This window comes from Paraburkholderia sacchari (genome assembly GCF_000785435.2).
Lineage (GTDB): Bacteria > Pseudomonadota > Gammaproteobacteria > Burkholderiales > Burkholderiaceae > Paraburkholderia > Paraburkholderia sacchari.
The window spans coordinates 184,076-204,937 of sequence record NZ_JTDB02000003.1; the positions used below are offsets into that span (position 1 = coordinate 184,076).

Here is a 20,862-nt window from a genome sequence, read left to right on the forward strand (position 1 = left end):
TGCAGCGCGATGCGTCACCTAGAATCTTGATGCGTGAAGTCGTAGTTCGTCGTCGAAGATTCCGGCTGCGTTGCTCGTGCGCGCCCGGTGAATGTCCCGGATGTAAGCCAATTGATCGAAAGGCATAATGTCGGCTTCGTGGCCGAAACGCCATCACCGCAAGATACAGACCCATATGACCGCTCTCGAAAAACTGCTCGACACTTTCCGCCACGCCGCTGTCACCGAGCGCGAGAAAGGAACCTACTTCGAAGAGTTGATCGCCTGTGATGCGCCCTCAAAGCAACGCGGGCCACAATAATAGTAGGCCTATGGACGAAGATATGTCTCGGATTAAAAGCATTATTCATGAGCAGCGATTAATGCTCTCTAAAGCTCGCCGAATGACTGAAGATGAAAATGACGATAATTTCTATTCTTTAATTATAGAATATCTAGATGAATTGTTGTATAAGATTGGTGATGATTCAAAGGAATTTTCTGTATGGATAGGCCTTGAAGATGGGTGCGGGTATCTTGAGGTTGCGCCACTTGTTTTTCCGTGTTCGCGTGAAGTGCAGATTTTGCTTTGTTGTGTAAATGAAAAGTTAAAAAATTTTCTTTGTTTGATCTAGAGGGATTTTCTAATTAAAAACGGGGGCTGTATGAAGCTGATGGTAAAAATCTTCATAGGGATATTGGCGATCTTGGCTATTATTGTAAGCGGGCTTGTTTGGAAGGAAAATCATGTTGGGCGTCTAGATGGCATCGGCGATGTGAAGCTTGGAATGCGTGAGGTAGACGTCACTGTGGCATACGGGCGAAAAGCGGACTGCGATGTAGTCGAATCGCCTACACAAAAAATATGGGCGTTCGACTATCTCCACTCCTCTTGCGACACGCAGGTTTTTCTGGAGAGCAACGATGATAAAGAGTTTAGGGTGACTAGGGTCTGTTCGAGGTTTTCTCCAAGCAAAAAGCTTTCAAGTGTTTACGAGGAAAAAGAGTTAGTTGAAAAAATAGGCGATCCATCGTCAATCAGTATATCGAAAGATGGATTTTCGAAAATATCCAACTTCGAAGATAACAATATTTCAGTGGATAGTAGGGGGGGCACCATTACGCAATGGTGTGTGACGAAATCGCCTTTAGAGTACAAAGAGGCGTATAAAGCTGGCTAAAGCGGATCAAATACAATGCCGGTAAGGTGGCCTGCCGGTATTGTAGCCCACCAAAGCCAAGATATCGACGCTTGCTTGGCGCACTCCCTGACCGTAAGCTAGCAATAGATTGGGTGGTCGAGCGCCAGTGCGTGAAGACCGACAAGGAAAGTGGCATTGGCAACGATGCGAACGACTATGCGATTGAGACAATGCACAATCCGCGCTGTCCGTTGGAATTGTTCCAGCGGTTCGTGACGGTCAGTCTTGAAACAATGAAGATCGTGAAATCGTTGCCGCGTCTCGATATTCAACAATCGGGGCCGAGTGTCGGGCAGTTGATGGAGGCGAAGGGAGAACCGGATGCGCTGACTGCGTGATTGGCGTCCAACGATCATAGACACGGAAACGGCAAGATGCAATCAAACACCTCGCCGCTTTTCTTGATGGATGGGTATTGGATGAAGAAAGAATTCCTCATGCTGTCAGACTTGGCAGACCGGTGGCAGTGTTCCAAGGAATACCTCCATGAATTGATCCGCCAAGGAAATCTGACCCCATCGGTACGGCTTACCGATCAAGAGCGCTATGTCGGCGGGGAGTTTGTCGGAGGAATGTGTATTGGGGACGTGGACGGCGCAGTGCACAAGAGCTACATAGAGTTCTATGTGAATTCGGATTCTGAAGCCCCGGATTCTTACGAAAACTGGCCTCAGTGTGCCCCGGTCGTGTTCTGTCATTGTCCAGAGATCGAGTCTGAGGGCCGGTATTTATTTCAATTCGTGAGTGAAAGTCTCTGGCCGGGGAAGAATGAGAAATGGTTTTATCTCAACGGATACGAAATCACAAGCGAAGATGCGGATCTTAGGTTTAGGTTCGAGTTAGAGGAAGTTGAGCGGGTCGAAGCGTCAGCGGGTGCTGGACAGACTGAAGGGAGAGGGGCTGAGGCCGGTCTTGATGATGGGCCAAGCACTGACGACTTACCGGTAAGGAAGATTACAACTCAAGGGCGGAGAAGCTATCCGCTGTCGGCTGAAATTAATTATGCAAGGAAGCTTGCGGGCGACAGTGACGATCCTCATAGCGTGTGGGCGAGCTTGGTAAAGTTGGCCGACGATGAGCATGAGTGCTTGTTAGCCTTTGTAGACGGGAAAATAAAATACATGGATGGTGGTAAGACGGAATTTTATACGTTTGAAAAGCTGTCGGCTCGATTAAGACAGACGAAACGGCGTAATAAACAAATTCGAAAATGACTCGGCGTGACGTAATGTGACATAGCGTGACGCAGTGTGACATGGGGGTGATGAGTCTCCGAGGTGAGGGGTAAATTTCGCCTGTCTTTTGATTAAGGCGAAATTTAAACAATCTCTCATAGGAGAATATCGATGCACCAAGCAGTGACCGCAGTAAATTTTGATGGTATCCCCGCTTCGCTGAAGCAACTTCCCAACTGGGTTATGTGGCGTTGGGAAGAGGTTAATGGGCGTTGGACGAAGCCGCCCTACCAAGTGAATGGTAGAAATAATGCCAAAACCAACAATCCTGAAACGTGGGGAACATTCGACGCAGTTAGTTTGGCATACAGAGACGGCAGTTTTGATGGTGTCGGCTTAGTTATTCGTGGAGATATGATCGGTATTGATCTTGATCATGTTATCCACGACGGTCAGATTGAGCCGTGGGCACAAGAAATTATCGACAAATTTCACGGCACCTATATTGAAATCTCGCCGAGTGGAGATGGATTTCATATTCTGACTCGTGGCACAATTCCGCGAAATGGAAAATTCGGACCAGAAAACCGTCTTGAATGTTATTCGAAAGATGGTTCGCGATACTTCACTGTGACCGGTCATATGTTCGGGGCTGGTATGGAAATCACCGAGCAGCAGAATTCAGTTGACTGGCTGTTCGAGACGTTCGATAAAAGAGAGGCGAGTTCAGGTAAGGCTGAACCTGCTTCTTCCGCGTCTCCCAAAACGCTCGATAGTAGGCAATCAAGCAAAGCAATCATCGACCGTGCTTCGAAGGCGAAAAATGGTGATAAATTTCGTCGCCTGTTCGAAGATGGCGATATTTCAAATTACGCAAGTCACTCCGAAGCAGACTTGGGTTTGGCTACCATGCTGTCATATTGGGTTGATGATGCAGATCAGATTGATGATATTTTCCGTCAGTCGGCACTGTACAGGCCAGACAAGTGGGATCGATCTGTCTCTGGCGCTGGTAAGACGTATGGTGCAGAAACCATAGAAAAGGCACTGAAAAGCGATAGCGCCCAAGCGGGTGCCATGGCGCGAGCGGAGTTTAACGCGCGGCTTTATCCGAAGGAAACTAAGAATTCCGCGAAAAGCTGTCTATTCAATGGCTTTACTCAGGCTGATGATTTCATTGAAAACTGCAATGATACCGCTTGGCTTATCGATGGACTAATTGAACAGTCGTCGATGACAATGCTGTTTGGCCCATCTGCAAGCGGAAAAAGCTTTGTGGCCTTGGATTGGGCGGCACATATTGCTGCTGGAATCGATTGGTGTGACCATGAGGTCGAACAAGGCGCGGTATTTTATATCTGTGCTGAGGGCGTCAGTGGGTTCAGGCGGCGACTGAAGGCATGGTCGGAGATTAACAATGTTAGTCTCAAAGGCGTTCCACTTTATATTCGGGACGTTCCCACCCATCTAATGGACTCAGAGAACGTAGGTGAGCTTGCTGAGCAGATTGGAACAATTTCTCGACAGATGAGCATCACGCCGAAATTTATCGTGATTGATACTCTCGCAAGAAATTTCGGTGGCGGCGATGAAAACTCAGGTCGAGATGTAGGTCAACTGGTAAATTATCTTGACGAATATTTGAAAATCAACTTCGGTGTCGCCATCATGATTGTTCATCATTCCGGTCATAGTGCATCGGATCGGGCACGTGGTTCATCAGCATTGAAGGCTGCGATGGATCAGGAATATTCTGTCGAGAAGAAAGGCGATCGTCGAATTCTTAAATGTACGAAAATGAAAGATGGGAAAGATGATTTTGAATTCCATTTTGATATCGAAAATCATCAATTTTCCGAAGGTGGTTCTTCTGGCTACCTGGTTTCTCTTGGTGTGCCGTCAAAACAGGAAAAAATAATTCTGTCAGGTAAAGAGCGTATTTGCTTTAATTTGCTGAAAGAGATGGTTGAGTTTACTGGGATGAAACCATCGGAAGAGGTTGTGGAGCAAGAGGCCGGGGCTGATGTGCCAGAGTACGTTTGCACAAAGGATCAATGGCAGAAAGCTTCAGTTGATAAGCTTCTCGAACGCGGTGAATTCAAAGCAGATTCTAAGCCGGAGTCTCACAGTCGCACCTTCCGGGTATTTTGTAAAAACCTGGTTGATAAAGGTTATGTTCGCTGTTGCGGTAACTACTACTGGCCGGTGCGGTGATCGGATAGACGGAACCGATGAGTTGAAATAGTCACAGAAGAAGAGAAAGATCAATTATCCGGCATGATGAGTCTTCTTTTGTCGACCTAATCAGGACGGATACGGATATATCTCTTTAGAGATATCCGATCTGTCCAAAGGTTTGGGTTTTTATTTTCTTCTGTGATCATTGAACCATAGATGGTTCCGCACATCCTGCCCGCCACCGACGAAGCCCCAACAGTGGGGCTTTTTATTTCATGAAAAATTATTCACCAATCACTTCCGGCACTGATCAAGACAAATGATGGCGGCGAAGCCCGCGAGCGAAGCGAGCATGAACCCTGTTCCATCGGTAACAAATGGGCATGCCTTAGCCGAACCGGGTTGAAGGTGGTTCGATAAATACATTGACACAACCCAAAACGAACCATTAAAATGCGAACCATCCTAAACAGACTGTTGCGGAGGAAACCGATGTTTGTACGTGCGTATCTCCGTGCCAGTACGAAAGAACAAGATGCTCGTCGGGCCAAAGACGATCTCATCGAGTTTGTGAAGGAGCGTGGGCTTCAGATCGCGGCGTTCTATGTTGAGAACGAATCGGGGGCATCACTCGCCAGACCGGAATTGTTCCGACTTCTTGACGACTGCCACGAAGGGGACATCCTGCTTATCGAACAGGTAGATCGTCTATCGCGCCTCAATGCCGACGACTGGAACAAGCTTAAGGCTGAACTTCAGGCTCGCCGGGTTCGTGTCGTTGCTCTCGACCTTCCGACTTCTTGGATGATGACCGGTTCGACCGATGACATCACGGGGCGCATGATGAATGCGCTCAACTCCATGATGCTCGACATGCTTGCCGCGATTGCACGCAAAGATTACGAGGACCGGCGTCGCCGCCAAAAACAGGGAATCGAGAAGCTGAAAGCCGAAGGTGGCTATAAAGGCCGGAAGCCGAACGATCAACGAAACGCCGCCATCATGCAGATGCTTCGGCGCGGCGATAGTTGGAACACGGTCATCGCGGCAACCGGGGCATCTCGGTCAACGTTGTCGCGCCTGAGCAAGCAGGTCAAGGTAGAAGCTGCCGCCGAGGCCGTCTCATAACCCTGCCTCAGAAATCAACTCGGCCAATGTCATTCCCAATGCATTGGCGAGTCTCTTGAGCGTGAGCGTGGCCGCATTGTTCGTTCCACGTTCGACCCGGCCGACGTAGCTTCGATCTACTTCAGCCATTAATGCCAGTGCTTCCTGTGAAAGCTCCTTTGCTTCGCGCAGGCGGCGGATTGCGGCACCGAGTGCAACTAACGACGGGTCTTGGGATTGGTGCGTGCTGACTGGCATCCCCACAGCATGTGGGGTACTATCGACAAATTCGACGGACCATGGTCCTCTTTTCGGGAGTTATACCGGGGCGCGTAAAGGTGTCGATTCATGGGGGGGCAGCAAATAGATCGCTCTCCTCGATTTGTCACGTTTGCCGATCCTTCCAGGCAATAAACAGTGCTCTCGATAAGCGTGAGTGGCACCACAAAACAGAGAAAAATACCGAAAAATTTAAAACCCAGCTCCGGCTGGACCACCTTCTCAACGGAGGTAGATCATGCGCGTAAGTGAACGTTACGGAAAGAATGGATATAAAACCGGGGAAACGATACATTATAGCTCGTCAGAGTATATCTGGAAGGGCGCAGTCCCGCTTCTTATTGGGTGCGCTATTGCTCTCTACATCGTTTGGCAGGGTTACCAAGAGCAAAGGAAAATTGACGCGGTTAAGTTGACGAGTCAAGATTATTCAATTTATAAGAGGCTTCGTGATAAAAGCATTGAAGAGCAGAAGGATAATATTGCGACGATCAAAAAATATGACCATCTTCGCCATACCGTCTGCACGACTTCTGTGCACACTGACGACTATGATAATAAGCAATGTGATATTTATGAGAGGGTTGAACGTATGCCGGGTGATTTTGTCGAGGTTCGCACGACGGTGTATGAAAAGTACGGGCAAGCACTTTCGAATTTTGAATGTAAAGGGGCGCCAAATTGGTGTTCTTTGACTGGGAAGTTGGAGCGGTATTATTCGCAGCAATATAGCGACCCAGTGGCAAGAGTTCGAGCCGAGGCTGCTGTACAGAAATGGGGCGATATACAGGTAATGCACTGAATACCGCCGCCGACAGTATTGACCAAATTGACCGATGCTCGCGGGAGACTATGAACGGATATCTATCACTGGTACAGACTGTATCCGCCACGGGGAACAATATCTACAGTCGCAAGATTGCAGGTTTGCTCGGCCTATTGATTGGCGACAGTCTTGGCGTACCCTTCGAGTTCAAACGAGTAGAGCAAATTCCGGCCCGTGAACTGATCGATATATGCCTGCCCACTGGATACAACAGTACGTACCCAGACATTCCATATGGCACTTGGTCTGATGATGGAAGCCAAGCGCTGTGCCTGCTCGCGAGTCTGCTCGACTGTGGCCAACTTTCTCTGAACGATTTCTCCGACCGACTGTTGCGCTGGATTGATGACGGATACATGGCTATTGACGGTCATGTGTTCGACATCGGCATACAGACGGCTGAAGCATTGAACAGATTGCGCGACGGCGTATCACCATTGAAATCTGGCGGTTCAGACGAGCGATCCAATGGCAACGGTTCACTGATGAGACTGTTGCCATTGGCACTGTTGCATACAGGTTCTGATGATGTGCTCGTACAGTCTGCACACAGACAGTCGTTGCCGACGCACAGTCATCCGCGATCACTGGTTGCCTGTGGATACTATGCTCTGGTCGCAAGAGGTTATCTGAACCAGGTGACGACCCCTTGGGAATGGGCCGACGAGCAGTTGGAGGCCGTCTATCGGGATTGGCGGAAAGAATCTGAACGTTCGGTACTGTTGGTAGAGTTGGAAGGGTTGCGACAGTGCCTAAAAATTAATCAACCTTGCGGTACTGGGTATGTGCTTGATACCCTGGTAACGGCCCGGAGAGCCATGGAAGAAGGGTCGTTCGATGACGTTGTGAAGACTGCAATCAGCTTCGGAAATGACACGGATACGACCTCGGCAGTTGCTGGCGGGCTCGCCGGTATCAAGTTCGGCGTCGAAGGTCTCCCGGCAACGTGGTTGCAGGGTCTGCGAGGGTTCGAGATCGTGGAGCCGGTGGTTGCGAAATGGTTGGCACTCTCCACTGACTCTGATGACGATCAGGGGGAGCAGGCCGACATGTGCGGCATTGGTCCTGACGGTGTGCCGATTGCGCTCGTCAATTGGGACCGACGAGGGATTCGCCGAAGAGCTACGTACCGATTCGACAAGAATGGCGTGCCCGTGATCGTCGATGACCTCGATGGCGATGGCGATCAGGCGTGATTTCAAGCGAAGGTACGATTTCGCGCCTACAGGGTCAGCTTTTTCGATGAAATGCTGATGAAACGACTAAAGTTGGATGCGCCCATGCCGTTATAGATGGTGACGTTCTGGCGAGCGGGGGAGATCGGCCTTCGGTCGGCCAGCATTCAATCTCGCTATAACAACCGCAATCAACGCATCAAGTTAGGGAAATAGAATGAAAGTTAAATGTGGAAATTGCAATCATAGCGAAAAGGTCACCGTTGAATTTATTGTAAAAATAATCGGTGGTGCACTTCCTGCTGGTGGTTTTGCAGCGTGGGTGACGTATTTTTTTGCGGGAACGGGACTTGCAATGGAAATTTGCGTTGCCTTAGTCGCTGGCGGGGTTGCTATGCTAATTTTCAAGGATGAGATCGTCACGTGGATTGTTAATCGGGGATACAAGTGCCCGAAATGTGGCTCAGTAAAATGGGACGCGTAATTTACTAAGCCAGCCATTGAGTCGAGCCAGCGCCGAAGTCAGTCTTGGGAACTACAGCGGCACAACTGCTGCGGTTGCTGGCGGGCTTGCTGGTATCGGGGTAAGTGGTTGGTTGCAGGGTCTACGAGGGTTCGAGATCGTGGATCCGTTGATAGCGAAATGGTTGGCACCCAACCCAGCGACACTCCGGCCGTCTTGATTTCAAGCGGTAGGCACGGGCTAAAATCAGCAGAAACCCTGACGATCACGAGAGAGAACGCCTGTGGATTCCCGCACATTCACCATCCAGCAAGTCTTTCAGGATCGCCGCCAATATCGCGTTCCTTTCTACCAGCGCCCCTATGTATGGAACCGCGAGGACCAATGGTGTCGTCTGTGGGAGGACATTCGTGACAAGGCCGAAGATCGGCTGGATGGGAATAAAGCCGTCCCACATTTCATGGGCGCAGTCGTCCTTGAGCCGCAACAGAGAACAGGCTTGCTTGGCGTGGTGCGCGACCACATCATCGATGGGCAACAGCGCCTGACCACGCTGCAATATGTTCTGACTGCACTCACGCATGCATTGCGTGAGTGGGACCAAATCAAGCTGTTGCCCCTGGTCGATGTATGCCTGTGCAACGACAACCCCCAGACGATGGAAGATCCGGGCGTTGAGGTATTCAAGCTCTGGCCGACCTTCCGCGACCAGTCTCAGTATGTGCAGGCGATGACGGCCACATCGCCCGATGAACTACGCGAGCGTTTCCCGGCCAGCTTTACGCAACGCGCCGAACTGAAAAAGATCGGTATCGACCACCCACCTGCACTGGAGGCGATACTGTTCTTTCGTGGCGCGATGGCCGACTGGCGACAGGAACATGCGGAAATATCGGCAGAGACATTGGCGACGGCACTGACCACCGCCATCCTGACTGATCTTTCCATCGTATGCATCTCCTTGGGAGAGGAAGACGACGCCCAAGTGATATTCGAGACTCTCAACGGCCACGGGGCGGAACTGCACGCCACCGACCTGATCCGCAACTTCATCTTCATGCGGGCCAACCAGAATGCCGACAGCCTCTACGCCAACCTGTGGAGCCAGTTCGAGGCACCGCTATGGTCGGAATCGCAAAAGCGTGGTCGCCTAAGCCGCCCCAGGCTTGAGTGGTTTGTGCAGACCGCCGTGCAAGCAGAGACGGGTGACGAGATTGATGTGGGTCGGCTGTACGCTGGGTACCGGCGATTCATAGATGGCTCGGCACAGCTACGCAGCGCCGATGCCCAGCTGGAGATGCTGAATAGGCATGCTGAGAATTACCGCGCCCTGGTTACGGGCGCGGGCGAATCACCCATCGGCATTTTTGGTCGGCGTATCGGCATTTGGGAGGCATCCCCCACCCATTCGCTGGCGCTACGCATCGCCAACTCCGCGTTGCCGCCAGATGAGCAGACTGAGATTTTCCGGTCCATCGAGTCCTACCTCGTGCGTCGAGCCATCTGCGGCCTGACACGCAAGAACTACAACAAGGTCTTCGCGCAGCTACTCAGGAAAGCCCAGACAAGCGATCTGAGCGCCGCATCGTTCCGTGCCCTGTTGTCCGACGGCGCAGGTGAAATTTCGCGCTGGCCGCGTGATGAGGAATTCCGTAGTCACTGGATCAATGGGGACATCTATCCCGGCCGACTCACCGCCTCGATGTTACGAGCTATCTTCCATCGCTTGGAAACTGCAATGCGCTCGGAAAAAAGCGAGGAGCGTGTGCCACTGGCCTTGGATGACCTGGACATCGACCACATCCTGCCGCAGTCATGGAACACCTACTGGCCGCTGTCAGATGGCACGGTTGCCAGTGCCGATGAGATTTCGCAGGCCCATATCCTCCAATTCGCGCCAGAAAGCATGGACGCGCACTCCAAGCTCATCCTCGAACGCGAGAAGGCTGTGCCCCGGATAGGCAACCTCACGCTCGTGCATTACGGCGTGAATCGCTCCTTGCAGAACCACGCGTACCCGCAGAAACGGGCCGCTCTGTTCGAGCACTCGAACCTGCAACTTAACCGAAAGCTGATGCAGTTGGACGGATGGGACGAGAGCGCCATTGCCAAGCGTGGCGAGACCCTGTTTGAGACGGCGCGTGGATTGTGGATCGGGCCGTCCACAACGTAGTGAGTAGCAGCGAAACGAGCATTGATTCTCGGTGTAGCTTGCTAATGGCGGTTCAAGGGAACCCGAAGAATGGGAAAAATAACGCGTATCGCATACAACAGTGCCGACTGGCATCATCCGACGGGCGAAGCCGCGCAACACGAAGGGGGAGAGTCATATACCAATCTCAACGGCTTCGGCCATGAAGACTGGCTGTTTCGCGATGAATGGCAGATCGATGGTTGGCGATATGCGTTTCTTCAAGGAGTAAATCGGAGCTATCGGAAACTGGTGGAAGAGCGCAAACCATTCGACGTCACGCTCTACACGATTCAACCGGATAAACAAAGACGGTACGTTGCAAGGATTGAAGACGTTGAGTGTCTAGATGATAAACAGGCAGCGACGGCGCTAGACGTTTTCAAGGCTAACGGTTGGTTCAGCTCGATGCAGGAGGAGGTCCGGGAGATCGGCGGCAACATCGAAGCTCTTGGTAACGTGCAGTGGGCGAGGCATGCCTTAAATGTGAGATATCGCCTCGAAAACGTACACCGCTTTGCGCGAGACACCTTTGCCTCGCAGGATGATCCTGTATGGCACCTGAATCGCTATTCGTTGACTGGTGTCGATGGCTTGCGTGAGAAATTTCGTCGCAACGGTGGGCGTGCAGGTTCCGCTGATTTCCCAAGCATCGCAGAGTACACCCGCCACGGTGTTGGGCCGACGCGGGTTAGCCCGGAACACGCACGGATGCAGACTGTTCTCATGAAGCAGCTACGAGCCGAGTTCCCCGGCACAGCTGTCGTGCGCGAAGAGAATTTCATTGATGTAATGGTCAAGACGAATAGCGAACTGCGGTTGTACGAAATCAAGTCGGACCTTTCACCACGAACTGTGCTGCGGCTCGCCATAGGGCAACTGTTGGAATACTCCTACTTCCAGATTGACAGTGAGGGGCGAAAAGTGACGCTCGTCGCGGTTGGGCGAAACCAGCTTTCGAACGATGACGCAGCCTATTTGGCTCATCTACGCGATTCAGTCGGGTTGCCGCTCGAATATCGGGTGGTTACCGTTTAGGCTCGTCGCGCCAAACCGGATCCGCAACGCGATCAACGAGATCGTCAGTCACGAACTGATGGCCGATGGCGAATCAAAGTGCATACTCAGATCAATTTCCAAAAGAAAAAGTCACATGAAAACTGCAGATCGAATCGCCGCCGCCTTGGCCCTGCCCGAAGCATCAATGCTGGGGCCGGAATACAGCGGCAGGGGTAAGCAACACCTTTGCATCGTGACCGGACTCAATGGCAAGCCGCGAAAGCCAACGGCGCACGCCTCAGTGCATCAGGCATTGCGGGACCTGGGCATTGATGCACGAGGTAACGGTTTGGAAACTTGGCCGGAAAAATGGCTTATCGACGAACGAAAGGCGCTGAAGCTGGGTCAGTCGACAACGATCCAGACGCCCGACGGAACGCTGATCGAAATGCACCTGGTTTTCTCAACCCCAGGCAGTCGTCGCTTGTTGAATCCGGTAATCGGTCGTGCGGTGGAATGAGCCAGCGCGGCCCGCATAAAGACTTACCCAGGCAAAAATCCGCGTTCCAGGAGATATTTGCCAGGGCTGCGTTTCCGAAATGCCAGTTGACCTACGAGAAGGTAAACACCTGACGAGAAGGTAAACACCTGACCGTCAGACAGGATTCCGGCCTGATCGAGAACCGTCTTCTCGGATTGTGGGCCGGAATACCCTTCAACCATGCCACGGGGCGTCAGGCGACCGCAATGGAACCATGCACCAGGGTTGCTTTGAAAATGGCTCTGCACAGAATTGATGAACGTGTCGATCTTCTGCTGGCTACTGTAGATGTCTTGCCCGACACGATGAGGACAGTTTTCATGCACGGTCTCCGTGAGGGTTAGGGAGCCACCCCTTTCGAGGGGGCTGATGGCTGACGACCAGTCTCGACGGTAGTCTAAAGACTATCGGTCAGCCAAGTTTCCTAGCCAGTTCGGTCGCTGATGGGTGGTAGTACCGTTTGAGCATTGCCAAGCTTTGATGTCCCGAAACAGACGCCAGTTCGATCACGTTCGGCAACTTGGTGGCCATCCGAGTGATAGCGATATGGCGAAGATCGTGCCAGTGGAAATTCGCTATCTGTGCTCTTGTGCAAGCTCGTTTGAACGCCGCATGTAGCGTGCATGCCCTTAACGGTATGACTGTGCCATCGATGCTGTGGGGTAGGGTAGAGAGAACTTCAATCGCCTTCGACGAAAGCGGTACGGTTCTCGCCAACCCATTCTTGGTCATCGGCAAATATGCTGTACGCGACTGAAGATCGACGTTCGACCACCGAAGCGCGAGAAGCTCGCCACGGCGCATGGCAGTTTCGAGGCTGAGGATTGTCGCGGGCAGTAACCACGGATTTCTTCGCCCGGTGGGAACGACGGCGCTCAGAAGCCTCGCTTCCTCGTCTGGTGACAGTATCCGGTCTCGCCCCTGTGGTGCGGGTGGCTTCCTCACCTTGGGGATGGGGTTCGTGATGTTGATGCCCCATTCGCGGATCGAGTGATTGATGATCGACGACAGGTAAGCGAGGTCACGTATAACCGTGCCGGGTGCGACCGATTCCAGCCGTTCATCCCGATACGTGGCTATAGCCTTCGGAGTCAGCCCCGCCATGCTGAGTTTTGCCAGCTTGGACCGGCAGGTTGCACGCAAGCGAATGATTTCGTCTGTGCCGCCTCTTTTGTCAGGGCAGACCTCGTCGATATACCGTTCAATGATTTCTTTGAGCGTGGTCGATTCAGCTTCGCTACGGCTGACGAAGGAACCTCGATCCATTTCCTGTTCGATTGATCGTGCCCACCGTTCTGCATCTTGTCGGCTTGCGAACGACTTCGTTTCAGATGGGAAGCCGTGCCGCGATACCCGTGCTTGCCACTTGTCGCCCCTGCGTCGGATGGATGCCATATTCCGTCTCCATTTGGACAGAATTTGGACAAGATCGAATTTTGAGGCGTCTAAGACCCGATTTCGACGAGAAGCGTGGGATGGGGCCGTGATCTAAAAATTCGTCTCGGCGTGAAATTAAGACTTACAAAACAATATCTCAACCCGCCGCCACCCAATCCCCCGACTTCCCGCCGTGCTTCTCCAGCACGCGCACATTGGTGATCGTCATGCCGCGATCGACCGCCTTGCACATGTCGTAGACCGTCAATAAGCCCACCTGAACGGCGGTCAGCGCTTCCATCTCTACACCCGTGCGGCCCAGCGTCTCCACTTGCGCCGTGCAATGCACGCCCGGCAGCGCCTCGTCGAGTGCGAAATCGACCTTCACGCGCGTGATGGCGAGCGGATGGCACAGTGGAATCAAATCGGAGGTGCGCTTGGCGCCCTGGATTGCGGCGATGCGCGCGACGCCAATCACGTCGCCTTTCTTCGCGTTGCCGTCGCGCACCAGCGCGAACGTGGCCGGCAGCATGCGGATCGTGCCGCTCGCCACGGCAATGCGCCGGGTCTCGGCCTTGCCGCCGACGTCGACCATGTGCGCGTCGCCTGCGGCGTCGAAATGGGTGAGTTCGGGCATGGTGGGTTCTTTCGTGATGGAGGCGCGAATTAGCAGGATTTCGCTCGACGTGCCGTGTGTGACGTGTATTGGCTATCGAGGCAGGGGCTGCGCCAAGGCTCTGGAATTGTAAGCTCGGAGGGCATCGTTTGCGTCGATAGTTCGCGTCGATATATTAAGCGAAAGATTCGAATCCGCCTTCACCCCGTGGGAGCATCCAGCCTGGGGGAGTGCAGCGTTCCGGGCTTGCCGCACCGGGCTACAATCGGCCAGTCGGGGCCACTCGGGGGCCAGTCGGGGCCACTCGGGGCCATCGGGGCCGTCGGCGCAGGCGGCACACGATGGGTTCCTGCCACCGGGCCAGCGTCCTGCATTCTTCGATCCTGTCATCAATGCATCTGAAACGGCTACTTGCTGCGTGGTTGTGCACGTCGCTTGCCGTTACGCCGCAAGCGCACGCGCAAGCGCCGGGCGGCGCGGCGGGGGCATCGGCTGCGCGCGCGGCCGTGCTCGATCTCCATGCGGCGAGCGCGCCCGCCACGATGCCGGCCAGGCCTGGCGCGAGCAAGCCGTCCGTCGTAGCCACGCCGGGCGTCGCTACGCCGGGCGTCGCTACGCTCGCGCCCGATGCACCCGCGCTCGTAAGCGGCCCGCTCGACGATGAGGCCGGCTTCGCCATTCCCGCCTCAATCGCGCAGGGCGTGTTCGGCACTTATGGCGGCGCGCAGAGTCGCTTCGGTACATCCGGATCAGGACAACTCGCCGACTCCCCCGGGATGTCGGGCTCACGCGGCAACGCCAGTGCGCGCGCACCGGCCTGGGTGCCGCAACTGCCCGACCTCGGCGACGGCTCGGGCGGCAAGCTCACTCCGCAGGCCGAGCGCCGCATCGGCGAGCGCGTGATGCGCGAGGTCCGGCGCGACCCCGACTATATCGGCGACTGGCTCGTGCACGACTATCTCAACTCGGTGGCGGAGCGCCTCTCGGCTTCGGCGGCGGCGCAGTTCATCGGCGGGTATCGGCCGGACTTCGATCTGTTCGCCGTGCGCGATGGGCAGATCAATGCGTTCTCGCTGCCGGGCGGCTTCATCGGCGTGAATACGGGGCTGATCGTGGCCACGCAGACCGAGTCGGAGCTGGCGTCTGTGCTCGGCCACGAGATGGGCCACGTGCTCCAGCGCCACATCGCGCGCATGCTTTCGCAGAACGAGCGCTCGGGTTATGCCGCGCTCGCGGGCATTGTGTTTGGCATTCTCGCGGGCGTGCTGGCACGCAGCGGCGACCTCGGCAGCGCGATCGCCATGGGCAGCCAGGCGTACGCCGTCGACAGCCAGTTGCGCTTCTCGCGCGCCGCCGAGCATGAGGCGGACCGCGTCGGCTTCAAGCTGCTGGCTGGCGCCGGCTACGATCCGTGGGGCATGGTGGCGTTCTTCGAGCGGCTCGAACACGCGTCGCTGGGCGACGCTGGCGTGCCGGCCTACGCGCGCACGCACCCGCTCACCATTTCACGCATCGCCGACATGGAGGATCGCGCCCGCCGCTCGCCTTACCGGCAGCCGCGCCAGTCGCCCGAATACGGCTTCGTGCGCGCGCGCGTGCGTGTGCTCCAGGACCGTTCGCGCGGCGACTACCTCGATGAGATCGCGCGTCTGCGCGCTGAGATCGACGATCGCGTCGCGCTCAACGTGGCGGCGAACTGGTACGGCATCGCCTGTGCGCAAATGCGCGCCGAACGTTACAACGATGCAGCGGCGTCGTTGGCGAATGCGCGCGCGTCGTTTGCCCGCTTCGAAGCAGCGGATGGCACAAGCGCGGGCGGCAATGGGGGCAAAAGCAGTGGCGGCAAAATCCGCAGCTCGCCGAGCCTCGACGTGCTGGCCGCCGAGATCGCGCGTCGCGCGGGCCGCGTCGACGAAGCTGTGCGGCTCGCGCAGGTCGCGCATGAAGCGTGGCCCGCGTCGCACGCGGCCACTGACGGTCTGCTGCAGGCGCTGATCGACGCGCGCCGCTTCAAGGAGGCGCAGACGCTTGCGCGCACCGAGACCGAGTCCGAGCCGCGTGAGGGGGCGTGGTGGCAGTATCTCGCGCAGTCGAGCGCGGGGCTGGGCGACCTGCTTGCGCAGCGGCGCGCGCTCGCGGAGAAGTTCGCGCTCGATGGCGCGTGGCCCTCGGCAATCCGGCAGCTCAAGGAGGCGCGCGACATGAAGTCGGTGGGGTTCTACGATTTGTCGACGATCGATGCGCGCCTGCACGACTTCGAGGCGCGCTACAAGGAAGAGCGCGCGGACGAACAGGATCAGGGATGAGCGCGCCGGTCCGGCCTCAGCCAGCGGCTTTTGCCGCCTTTTCAGCTTGCTCCGGACTCCGTACGAATGCGAAATGCGCCGGCACGTCTGCGCGTGCAATGGGCCGCAAGGGCAGTGCGGTTTCGGCGCGCCAGTGAAACGTGCCGCTCGCGCCGTCCTCGGCTAGCGTCGCATGCTCCGTGAAGCAGTCGAGATCGTGATCATGCAGCAGGGCCACGCGCGCATGCGTGGCGGCGGATGTGTCGACGCTTTCGGTGGTCGATTCGGTGGTCGATTCGGTGTCCGCTTCCGGCACGGCTTCGAATAGCACGCTGCCATGCTCGTCCACGTATACGGCGGTCGGCTCGAAAGGCTGGCCCGCTTGATCGGCGAGCGTCAGTGCGCCATCTTTCGCGCTGGCGAGGCGCACGACCCATGGCGTGTATTCGAGCTCGACATAGACGCGTTGCGGCCCGTTCTGGAAGAACCACTGGCCCTTTGCGTCGCGCGCGTAATTGCGGTTGATGAAGCCGATGAGCGCCTCGTGCCGGATCTGCGAGCCCGGTGCGCCCTGGGCCTGGTCGGCTTCGTCGCGCAGGCGCCAGTGGCCGCGCGCGTCGAGCAGCAGCCAGCCGGTGCAATGGGGAACGTTGGGCCAGCGCGCGAGCGCCTGTTTGACGATGTCATCCATGAGTCTTGGCGAGGTGGGGCGACAGGTAGCGGGTCACGCGCTGCGCGAGCCAGTCGTTGCGGCCCGGAAACGGCCCCGTCATGAAGCCGACGTGGCCGCCGGCTTCGGGCTGCTCGAGCTCGACCGCGGCGCTCACTTCGTGGCGCGAGGGCAGCACGTCGCCGGGCAGGAACGGGTCGTTGCGTGCGTTGAGGACGAGCGTGGGCACGGCAATCTCGCCGAGCTTCGGGCCGACCGTCGCGCGAGTGTAGTAGTCGTGTGCGCTCTTGAAGCCATGCAGCGGCGCGGTCACGACGTCGTCGAATTCGTACATGTTGCGCGTCGCCAGCATGGCTTGCGCGTCGAACAAGCCCGGATACTGTTCGAGCTTTTGCAGCGCCTTTACCTTGAGCGTCTTCAGGAAGCTGCGCGTGTAGACCATGCCGAAGCCGTTCGCGAGCATCTTGCCGCCTGCGTGCACGTCGAGCGGCGCCGAGATCGCGGCGGCGGCGCTCAAGATTTTCGCGTCTTCGCGTTGCTGCGCGAGCCAGTGCAGCAGCACGTTGCCGCCGAGCGAAACGCCCGCCGCCACGAGCGGACCCGCGTGGCGCGCGGCGAGGCGGCGCAGGACCCAGTCGACTTCGGCGGCGTCGGCGAGATGGTAGAAGCGCGGCAGCAGGTTCATCGGCCCGCTGCAACTGCGAAAGTGCGGGATCACCGCGTGCCAGCCGCGCGCATGCGCCGCCGCGGCGAACGCGCGGGCGTAGTGCGAGCCGGAGCTGCCTTCGAGGCCGTGAAAGAGCACGAATAGCGGCGCCTGTGATGAAGGCTGTGGCGTATTCGGCGCGTCGGCCCAGTCGAGCTCGATGAAGTCGCCATCGGGCGTGTCCCAGCGTTCGCGCCGGTAGGCGGGCAGGGGCAGGCGCGAGAACAGCGCGGGAATGATGGTCTGGATGTGCGCGCCCGGCAGCCAGAACGGGGCCTGGTAGGGCGCTTGACAGGATGTTTGACAGGGTGAGGGAGTGCTTGAGCCGCCCTGCGCGTGGCCGCGCGCGCCGTTCAGGACAGACGCGGCAGGGTGTCTTGCCGCTTCGTTGCTAGTCCGGCTTAACGCCGCTTTTTCGCTTGTCGTGCTCATGGCCGTCCCCTTTCTACCGCGCCTGGCCCTGCTTTTACCGCTGTCCTGCTGGCGCCGCGCCCGCCTTCGTCAATGCAGCGCGCCCTGGCCGTGGCGCAGCTTCGCTGAGAACTGGCTCGCGGCGTCGTCGGGCATGCGGCTCGCATGAATGTGCGCGATGCGCCACTCGCCGCGTTCATGCACCATCACATAAGTCGTGAAGACCATCGCCGGAATCGCGTTCGGATCCACGGGGCGATGCGCCTCCACGATCGCGTAGACCACCGTGCCCAGACTGTCGTAGACGCGGATGTCGAGCGGTTCGATCGACACCGGCGCGGCCTCGAGCTCCGCGACAAGACCGGCGCGAATGTCGGACAGGCCGTGCAGATGCGAACCCTGGGCGCTGATGCAGCTCACGAACTCCTCGTCGATCCACAGGCCCATCAACGCGTCGATGTTGACCTCCGCGACGGCCTGATAGTAGGCATTGAGGGTGTCCGCGGCGGCTTCGAAGATGTGGGCAAAACGTGGCATGGTTCGTTGATCTGATGCGCTTCTAGCGCGGGTTGGCGTTGGCTTCGGCATTTGCTTCGATTCCGATGCGGCAGTTCGCGGCGCCTGGCAGCCAGGCGCGCCGCCGCATCATGAGACCGTCGCGAGACAGGCCTGTGACGCCCCGCTTCGTTGCGCGTTACCTGAATTGGGCGCGCGCTCGATGCATGGTGTCAGTGGCGTGCCGCACATCCACGGCCCGAAGCCCATGAGGCGCGTGAGATTTGCGGGGCGCCGGCAGCCCGCAGGCGGTCCGAAGGGAAACCGCGCGGGGCACGCGCAGCGCGCTCGCCGCCGGGTTCAGTGCTGCTAGCGCTGGGCGACCAGCATACCGCGCAAATCGTCGAAAACCTGTTCCGGGCTTAGTTCACGCAAGCAATTCAGATGCCCGAGCGGACACTCGCGCGCAAAGCAGGGGCTGCATTCGAGGTGCAGCCATTGTACCTTTGCGAGGTCGGACAAGGGCGGCGTGTGGCGCGGATCCGTCGACCCGTAGATCGCCACGAGCGGCCGGCGCAGCGCGGCGGCGACATGCATGAGACCCGAGTCGTTGGTGACGACGGCGCTCGCGCGCGAGATGAGCGCGCAGGCTTCGCCGAGCGCGGTCTGGCCGCACAGGTTGCGCACGTTCGGGGCTTTGTCGGCGATGGCCTGGGCGAGCGGGGCGTCCTTGGGCGAGCCGAGCGCGACGATGTGCGTGTACGGGAACGACTGTCCGACCATGCGCGCGAGCGCAGCGAAGTGCTCTGGCGGCCAGCGCTTGGCCGGGCCATATTCGGCGCCGGGGCAGAACACCAGCAGCGGCACGCGCGTGTCGAGATTGAAGCGCGCCGAGACGCGGGAGGCTTCGTTCGGATCCGCTTCAAGGCGCGGCAGCGGCAGGTCGTCGGGCACGGTGGCGCCGGGCGCATAAGCGAGTGCGGCGTAGTGCTTGACCATCGGCGGGCGCTCGGTCTTGGGCGGATTCGCGTGGCGCACGTTCAGGAAGCCGTAGCGGCTCTCGCCCGTGTAGCCGATGCGCAGCGGAATGTTCGCGAGCCACGGGATCAGCGCCGATTTGAGCGAATTCGGCAGCACGTAGACCGCGTCGTAGCGCTCGGTGCGCAGATCGCCAGCCAGTTGCCAGCGGCGCAGCAGCTGCAGCTTGCCGTGGGCGAGGTCGGTGGCGTAGACGTCGCGTATCTCGGGCATGCGCTCGAGCACGGGCGCGACCCAGGTGGGCGCAATCGCATCGATGTCGATGCGCGGATGCAGTTTTACGAGCCGCGAAAGAAGCGGCTGCGCCATCAGTGCGTCACCGATCCAATTCGGTGCAATTACCAGCGCGCGGCGCATCGGGAGTCAGAGTCCGGAAAAAGGGCAGGGATTTCGTGCGCGGCCGGCAACCTTGGTGCCGGTGCTTGCGCGCGAAACGCGGTTAGGGGATCGGCGCGGCAAGCGCGCCAGCGGGCTGCGGGCCGCTCGAACGGCCTGCGTGGCAGACGATGCACCGTAGCGGCAGGTGTGAGGAGTACGCCGCGAGCCGGCGCGGGCATCGTCGGGTGCCTACGCTGGCGCGGCGTCTTCCGTTGCGCTGTGCGCCCGGAATGCGGCGGCCTGGGCCGCCGGTCCTCACCGCCTGTCCTCACGTCACTCACGTTACGGCCGTGGGCACGAACCTCGCGAACCGTACCGCTTCATGCCGGCAGCAGCCGTCAGTGGCCGTGCACGACCTCGCCGTCGCGCAGCTTGTAGCGCGTGCTGCAATACGGGCACTTCGCTTCGCCGTGGGTCACGTCGAGAAAGACACGCGGATGATTGCTCCAGCGCGGCATCGACGGATTCGGGCAATACGCGGGCAGGTCCTTGGCCATCAACTCGACCAGGGGCATTTCCTTGAGTTCGCTCATGAGGATGATTCTCTTTGTATCCGGTGTATCGATCGGGCACAGGCCGGGCGCAGCCGGCTGTCGCGCCGCACGCCCCAAGGCGCGAACCCTTCGGGCGTGCGCGGGGGCAAAGTGTGCCATTTTAGCGTCATTTGTGCGCCGCAAGCGCGTTCGCGGGCGCATGTGTTGGCGCTGTAAGGTCCCGTAAGGTCTGCGCGGCGTTCATGCAAATACGCGACATTCGCTGATGCACGGCTCA

Annotated in this window: 23 protein-coding genes; 14 read left to right on the forward strand and 9 right to left on the reverse strand. The window is 57.3% G+C overall.

Translation table 11 applies throughout. From position 1 onward, the window contains the following. Positions 1-175: 175 nt before the first annotated feature. The 7 genes from NH14_RS33855 to NH14_RS13095 all read left to right on the forward strand — a co-directional run bounded on the left by NH14_RS33855 (position 176) and on the right by NH14_RS13095 (position 5,662). Entirely contained in the window at positions 176-301 is a 126-nt protein-coding gene (locus NH14_RS33855) for a hypothetical protein (protein WP_269151830.1), read from the forward strand. Positions 302-311: 10 nt separating this feature from the next. Further along, entirely contained in the window at positions 312-614 is a 303-nt protein-coding gene (locus NH14_RS13070) for a hypothetical protein (protein ID WP_152617276.1), read from the forward strand. 30 nt (positions 615-644) lie between these two features. Next, the gene (locus tag NH14_RS13075) at positions 645-1,160 is read left to right on the forward strand and encodes a hypothetical protein (protein ID WP_035532393.1); all 516 of its coding nucleotides are present in this window, start codon (positions 645-647) and stop codon (positions 1,158-1,160) included. Positions 1,161-1,291: 131 nt separating this feature from the next. Beyond that, positions 1,292-1,519, forward strand: a complete 228-nt coding sequence (locus NH14_RS13080) for a hypothetical protein (protein ID WP_202031655.1) — start codon at positions 1,292-1,294, stop codon at positions 1,517-1,519. 36 nt (positions 1,520-1,555) lie between these two features. Next, positions 1,556-2,395 (forward strand): hypothetical protein, encoded by an 840-nt coding sequence (locus NH14_RS13085; RefSeq protein WP_035532397.1) that lies wholly within the window; start codon positions 1,556-1,558, stop codon positions 2,393-2,395. A gap of 132 nt (positions 2,396-2,527) precedes the next feature. Beyond that, positions 2,528-4,570 (forward strand): phage NrS-1 polymerase family protein, encoded by a 2,043-nt coding sequence (locus NH14_RS13090; RefSeq protein WP_084225862.1) that lies wholly within the window; start codon positions 2,528-2,530, stop codon positions 4,568-4,570. Positions 4,571-5,026: 456 nt separating this feature from the next. Beyond that, on the forward strand, positions 5,027-5,662 hold the full coding sequence (locus NH14_RS13095; protein WP_035532489.1) for a recombinase family protein: 636 nt from the start codon (positions 5,027-5,029) through the stop codon (positions 5,660-5,662). Here the strand turns inward: NH14_RS13095 and NH14_RS13100 are convergent. After that, entirely contained in the window at positions 5,657-5,899 is a 243-nt protein-coding gene (locus tag NH14_RS13100; protein ID WP_084225863.1) for a helix-turn-helix domain-containing protein, read from the reverse strand. The genes NH14_RS13095 and NH14_RS13100 overlap by 6 nt on opposite strands. A gap of 259 nt (positions 5,900-6,158) precedes the next feature. Between NH14_RS13100 and NH14_RS13105 the strand changes: the two genes are divergently transcribed. The 6 genes from NH14_RS13105 to NH14_RS13130 all read left to right on the forward strand — a co-directional run bounded on the left by NH14_RS13105 (position 6,159) and on the right by NH14_RS13130 (position 12,094). Continuing rightward, positions 6,159-6,722, forward strand: coding sequence for a hypothetical protein (locus NH14_RS13105; RefSeq protein ID WP_152617277.1), 564 nt, complete (start codon positions 6,159-6,161; stop codon positions 6,720-6,722). A 50-nt stretch (positions 6,723-6,772) separates the two neighbouring features. Further along, complete coding sequence (locus NH14_RS13110) at positions 6,773-7,942, forward strand: ADP-ribosylglycohydrolase family protein (RefSeq protein WP_084225864.1); 1,170 nt, start codon at positions 6,773-6,775, stop codon at positions 7,940-7,942. 196 nt (positions 7,943-8,138) lie between these two features. After that, entirely contained in the window at positions 8,139-8,405 is a 267-nt protein-coding gene (locus tag NH14_RS13115; protein WP_084225865.1) for a hypothetical protein, read from the forward strand. A gap of 262 nt (positions 8,406-8,667) precedes the next feature. Continuing rightward, complete coding sequence (locus tag NH14_RS34010) at positions 8,668-10,557, forward strand: DUF262 domain-containing protein (RefSeq protein ID WP_035532400.1); 1,890 nt, start codon at positions 8,668-8,670, stop codon at positions 10,555-10,557. A 69-nt stretch (positions 10,558-10,626) separates the two neighbouring features. Then, positions 10,627-11,613 (forward strand): hypothetical protein, encoded by a 987-nt coding sequence (locus NH14_RS13125; RefSeq protein WP_152617278.1) that lies wholly within the window; start codon positions 10,627-10,629, stop codon positions 11,611-11,613. A gap of 115 nt (positions 11,614-11,728) precedes the next feature. Continuing rightward, a complete protein-coding gene (locus NH14_RS13130; RefSeq protein WP_152617279.1) occupies positions 11,729-12,094 on the forward strand; it encodes a hypothetical protein in 366 nt (121 codons plus the stop codon). Between the two features lie 23 nt (positions 12,095-12,117). On the opposite strand, the gene NH14_RS13135 is transcribed toward NH14_RS13130, so the two are convergent. The 3 genes from NH14_RS13135 to moaC form a co-directional block, all read right to left on the reverse strand. Beyond that, a complete protein-coding gene (locus tag NH14_RS13135; protein ID WP_152617280.1) occupies positions 12,118-12,441 on the reverse strand; it encodes a hypothetical protein in 324 nt (107 codons plus the stop codon). Positions 12,442-12,526: 85 nt separating this feature from the next. Continuing rightward, positions 12,527-13,510: a tyrosine-type recombinase/integrase gene (locus tag NH14_RS13140; protein ID WP_035532404.1), complete on the reverse strand. Its 984-nt coding sequence runs from the start codon at positions 13,508-13,510 to the stop codon at positions 12,527-12,529. Between the two features lie 139 nt (positions 13,511-13,649). Then, complete coding sequence (gene moaC, locus NH14_RS13145; protein ID WP_035532406.1) at positions 13,650-14,129, reverse strand: cyclic pyranopterin monophosphate synthase MoaC; 480 nt, start codon at positions 14,127-14,129, stop codon at positions 13,650-13,652. A gap of 371 nt (positions 14,130-14,500) precedes the next feature. On the opposite strand from moaC, the gene NH14_RS13150 reads away from it, so the two are divergent. Continuing rightward, entirely contained in the window at positions 14,501-16,414 is a 1,914-nt protein-coding gene (locus NH14_RS13150) for a M48 family metalloprotease (RefSeq protein WP_084225866.1), read from the forward strand. A gap of 16 nt (positions 16,415-16,430) precedes the next feature. On the opposite strand, the gene NH14_RS13155 is transcribed toward NH14_RS13150, so the two are convergent. From NH14_RS13155 to NH14_RS13175, 5 genes are all read right to left on the reverse strand, one after another. After that, complete coding sequence (locus NH14_RS13155; protein WP_035532409.1) at positions 16,431-17,084, reverse strand: DUF2946 family protein; 654 nt, start codon at positions 17,082-17,084, stop codon at positions 16,431-16,433. Continuing rightward, positions 17,077-18,201, reverse strand: coding sequence for a hydrolase (locus tag NH14_RS13160; RefSeq protein ID WP_035532411.1), 1,125 nt, complete (start codon positions 18,199-18,201; stop codon positions 17,077-17,079). The genes NH14_RS13155 and NH14_RS13160 overlap by 8 nt, the downstream gene beginning before the upstream one ends. Positions 18,202-18,270: 69 nt before the next feature. Further along, on the reverse strand, positions 18,271-18,717 hold the full coding sequence (locus tag NH14_RS13165; RefSeq protein ID WP_035532414.1) for a nuclear transport factor 2 family protein: 447 nt from the start codon (positions 18,715-18,717) through the stop codon (positions 18,271-18,273). Positions 18,718-19,044: 327 nt separating this feature from the next. Beyond that, a complete protein-coding gene (gene waaF, locus NH14_RS13170; protein WP_035532417.1) occupies positions 19,045-20,070 on the reverse strand; it encodes a lipopolysaccharide heptosyltransferase II in 1,026 nt (341 codons plus the stop codon). Positions 20,071-20,429: 359 nt separating this feature from the next. Next, positions 20,430-20,624 (reverse strand): zinc-finger domain-containing protein, encoded by a 195-nt coding sequence (locus NH14_RS13175; protein WP_035532420.1) that lies wholly within the window; start codon positions 20,622-20,624, stop codon positions 20,430-20,432. Positions 20,625-20,862: the final 238 nt, after the last annotated feature.

Coding starts and splice junctions, on each gene's coding strand:
- NH14_RS13090 (WP_084225862.1), top strand. CDS start 2,528: ATGCACCAAGCAGTGACCGCAGTAAATTTTGATGGTATCCCCGCTTCG.
- NH14_RS13085 (WP_035532397.1), top strand. CDS start 1,556: ATGCAATCAAACACCTCGCCGCTTTTCTTGATGGATGGGTATTGGATG.
- NH14_RS33855 (WP_269151830.1), top strand. CDS start 176: ATGACCGCTCTCGAAAAACTGCTCGACACTTTCCGCCACGCCGCTGTC.
- NH14_RS13125 (WP_152617278.1), top strand. CDS start 10,627: ATGGGAAAAATAACGCGTATCGCATACAACAGTGCCGACTGGCATCAT.
- NH14_RS13175 (WP_035532420.1), bottom strand. CDS start 20,624: ATGAGCGAACTCAAGGAAATGCCCCTGGTCGAGTTGATGGCCAAGGAC.
- NH14_RS13115 (WP_084225865.1), top strand. CDS start 8,139: ATGAAAGTTAAATGTGGAAATTGCAATCATAGCGAAAAGGTCACCGTT.
- NH14_RS13070 (WP_152617276.1), top strand. CDS start 312: ATGGACGAAGATATGTCTCGGATTAAAAGCATTATTCATGAGCAGCGA.
- moaC (WP_035532406.1), bottom strand. CDS start 14,129: ATGCCCGAACTCACCCATTTCGACGCCGCAGGCGACGCGCACATGGTC.
- NH14_RS13150 (WP_084225866.1), top strand. CDS start 14,501: ATGCATCTGAAACGGCTACTTGCTGCGTGGTTGTGCACGTCGCTTGCC.
- NH14_RS13100 (WP_084225863.1), bottom strand. CDS start 5,899: ATGCCAGTCAGCACGCACCAATCCCAAGACCCGTCGTTAGTTGCACTC.
- NH14_RS13110 (WP_084225864.1), top strand. CDS start 6,773: ATGAACGGATATCTATCACTGGTACAGACTGTATCCGCCACGGGGAAC.
- waaF (WP_035532417.1), bottom strand. CDS start 20,070: ATGCGCCGCGCGCTGGTAATTGCACCGAATTGGATCGGTGACGCACTG.
- NH14_RS13155 (WP_035532409.1), bottom strand. CDS start 17,084: ATGGATGACATCGTCAAACAGGCGCTCGCGCGCTGGCCCAACGTTCCC.
- NH14_RS13095 (WP_035532489.1), top strand. CDS start 5,027: ATGTTTGTACGTGCGTATCTCCGTGCCAGTACGAAAGAACAAGATGCT.
- NH14_RS13165 (WP_035532414.1), bottom strand. CDS start 18,717: ATGCCACGTTTTGCCCACATCTTCGAAGCCGCCGCGGACACCCTCAAT.
- NH14_RS13075 (WP_035532393.1), top strand. CDS start 645: ATGAAGCTGATGGTAAAAATCTTCATAGGGATATTGGCGATCTTGGCT.
- NH14_RS13105 (WP_152617277.1), top strand. CDS start 6,159: ATGCGCGTAAGTGAACGTTACGGAAAGAATGGATATAAAACCGGGGAA.
- NH14_RS13140 (WP_035532404.1), bottom strand. CDS start 13,510: ATGGCATCCATCCGACGCAGGGGCGACAAGTGGCAAGCACGGGTATCG.
- NH14_RS13160 (WP_035532411.1), bottom strand. CDS start 18,201: ATGAGCACGACAAGCGAAAAAGCGGCGTTAAGCCGGACTAGCAACGAA.
- NH14_RS13130 (WP_152617279.1), top strand. CDS start 11,729: ATGAAAACTGCAGATCGAATCGCCGCCGCCTTGGCCCTGCCCGAAGCA.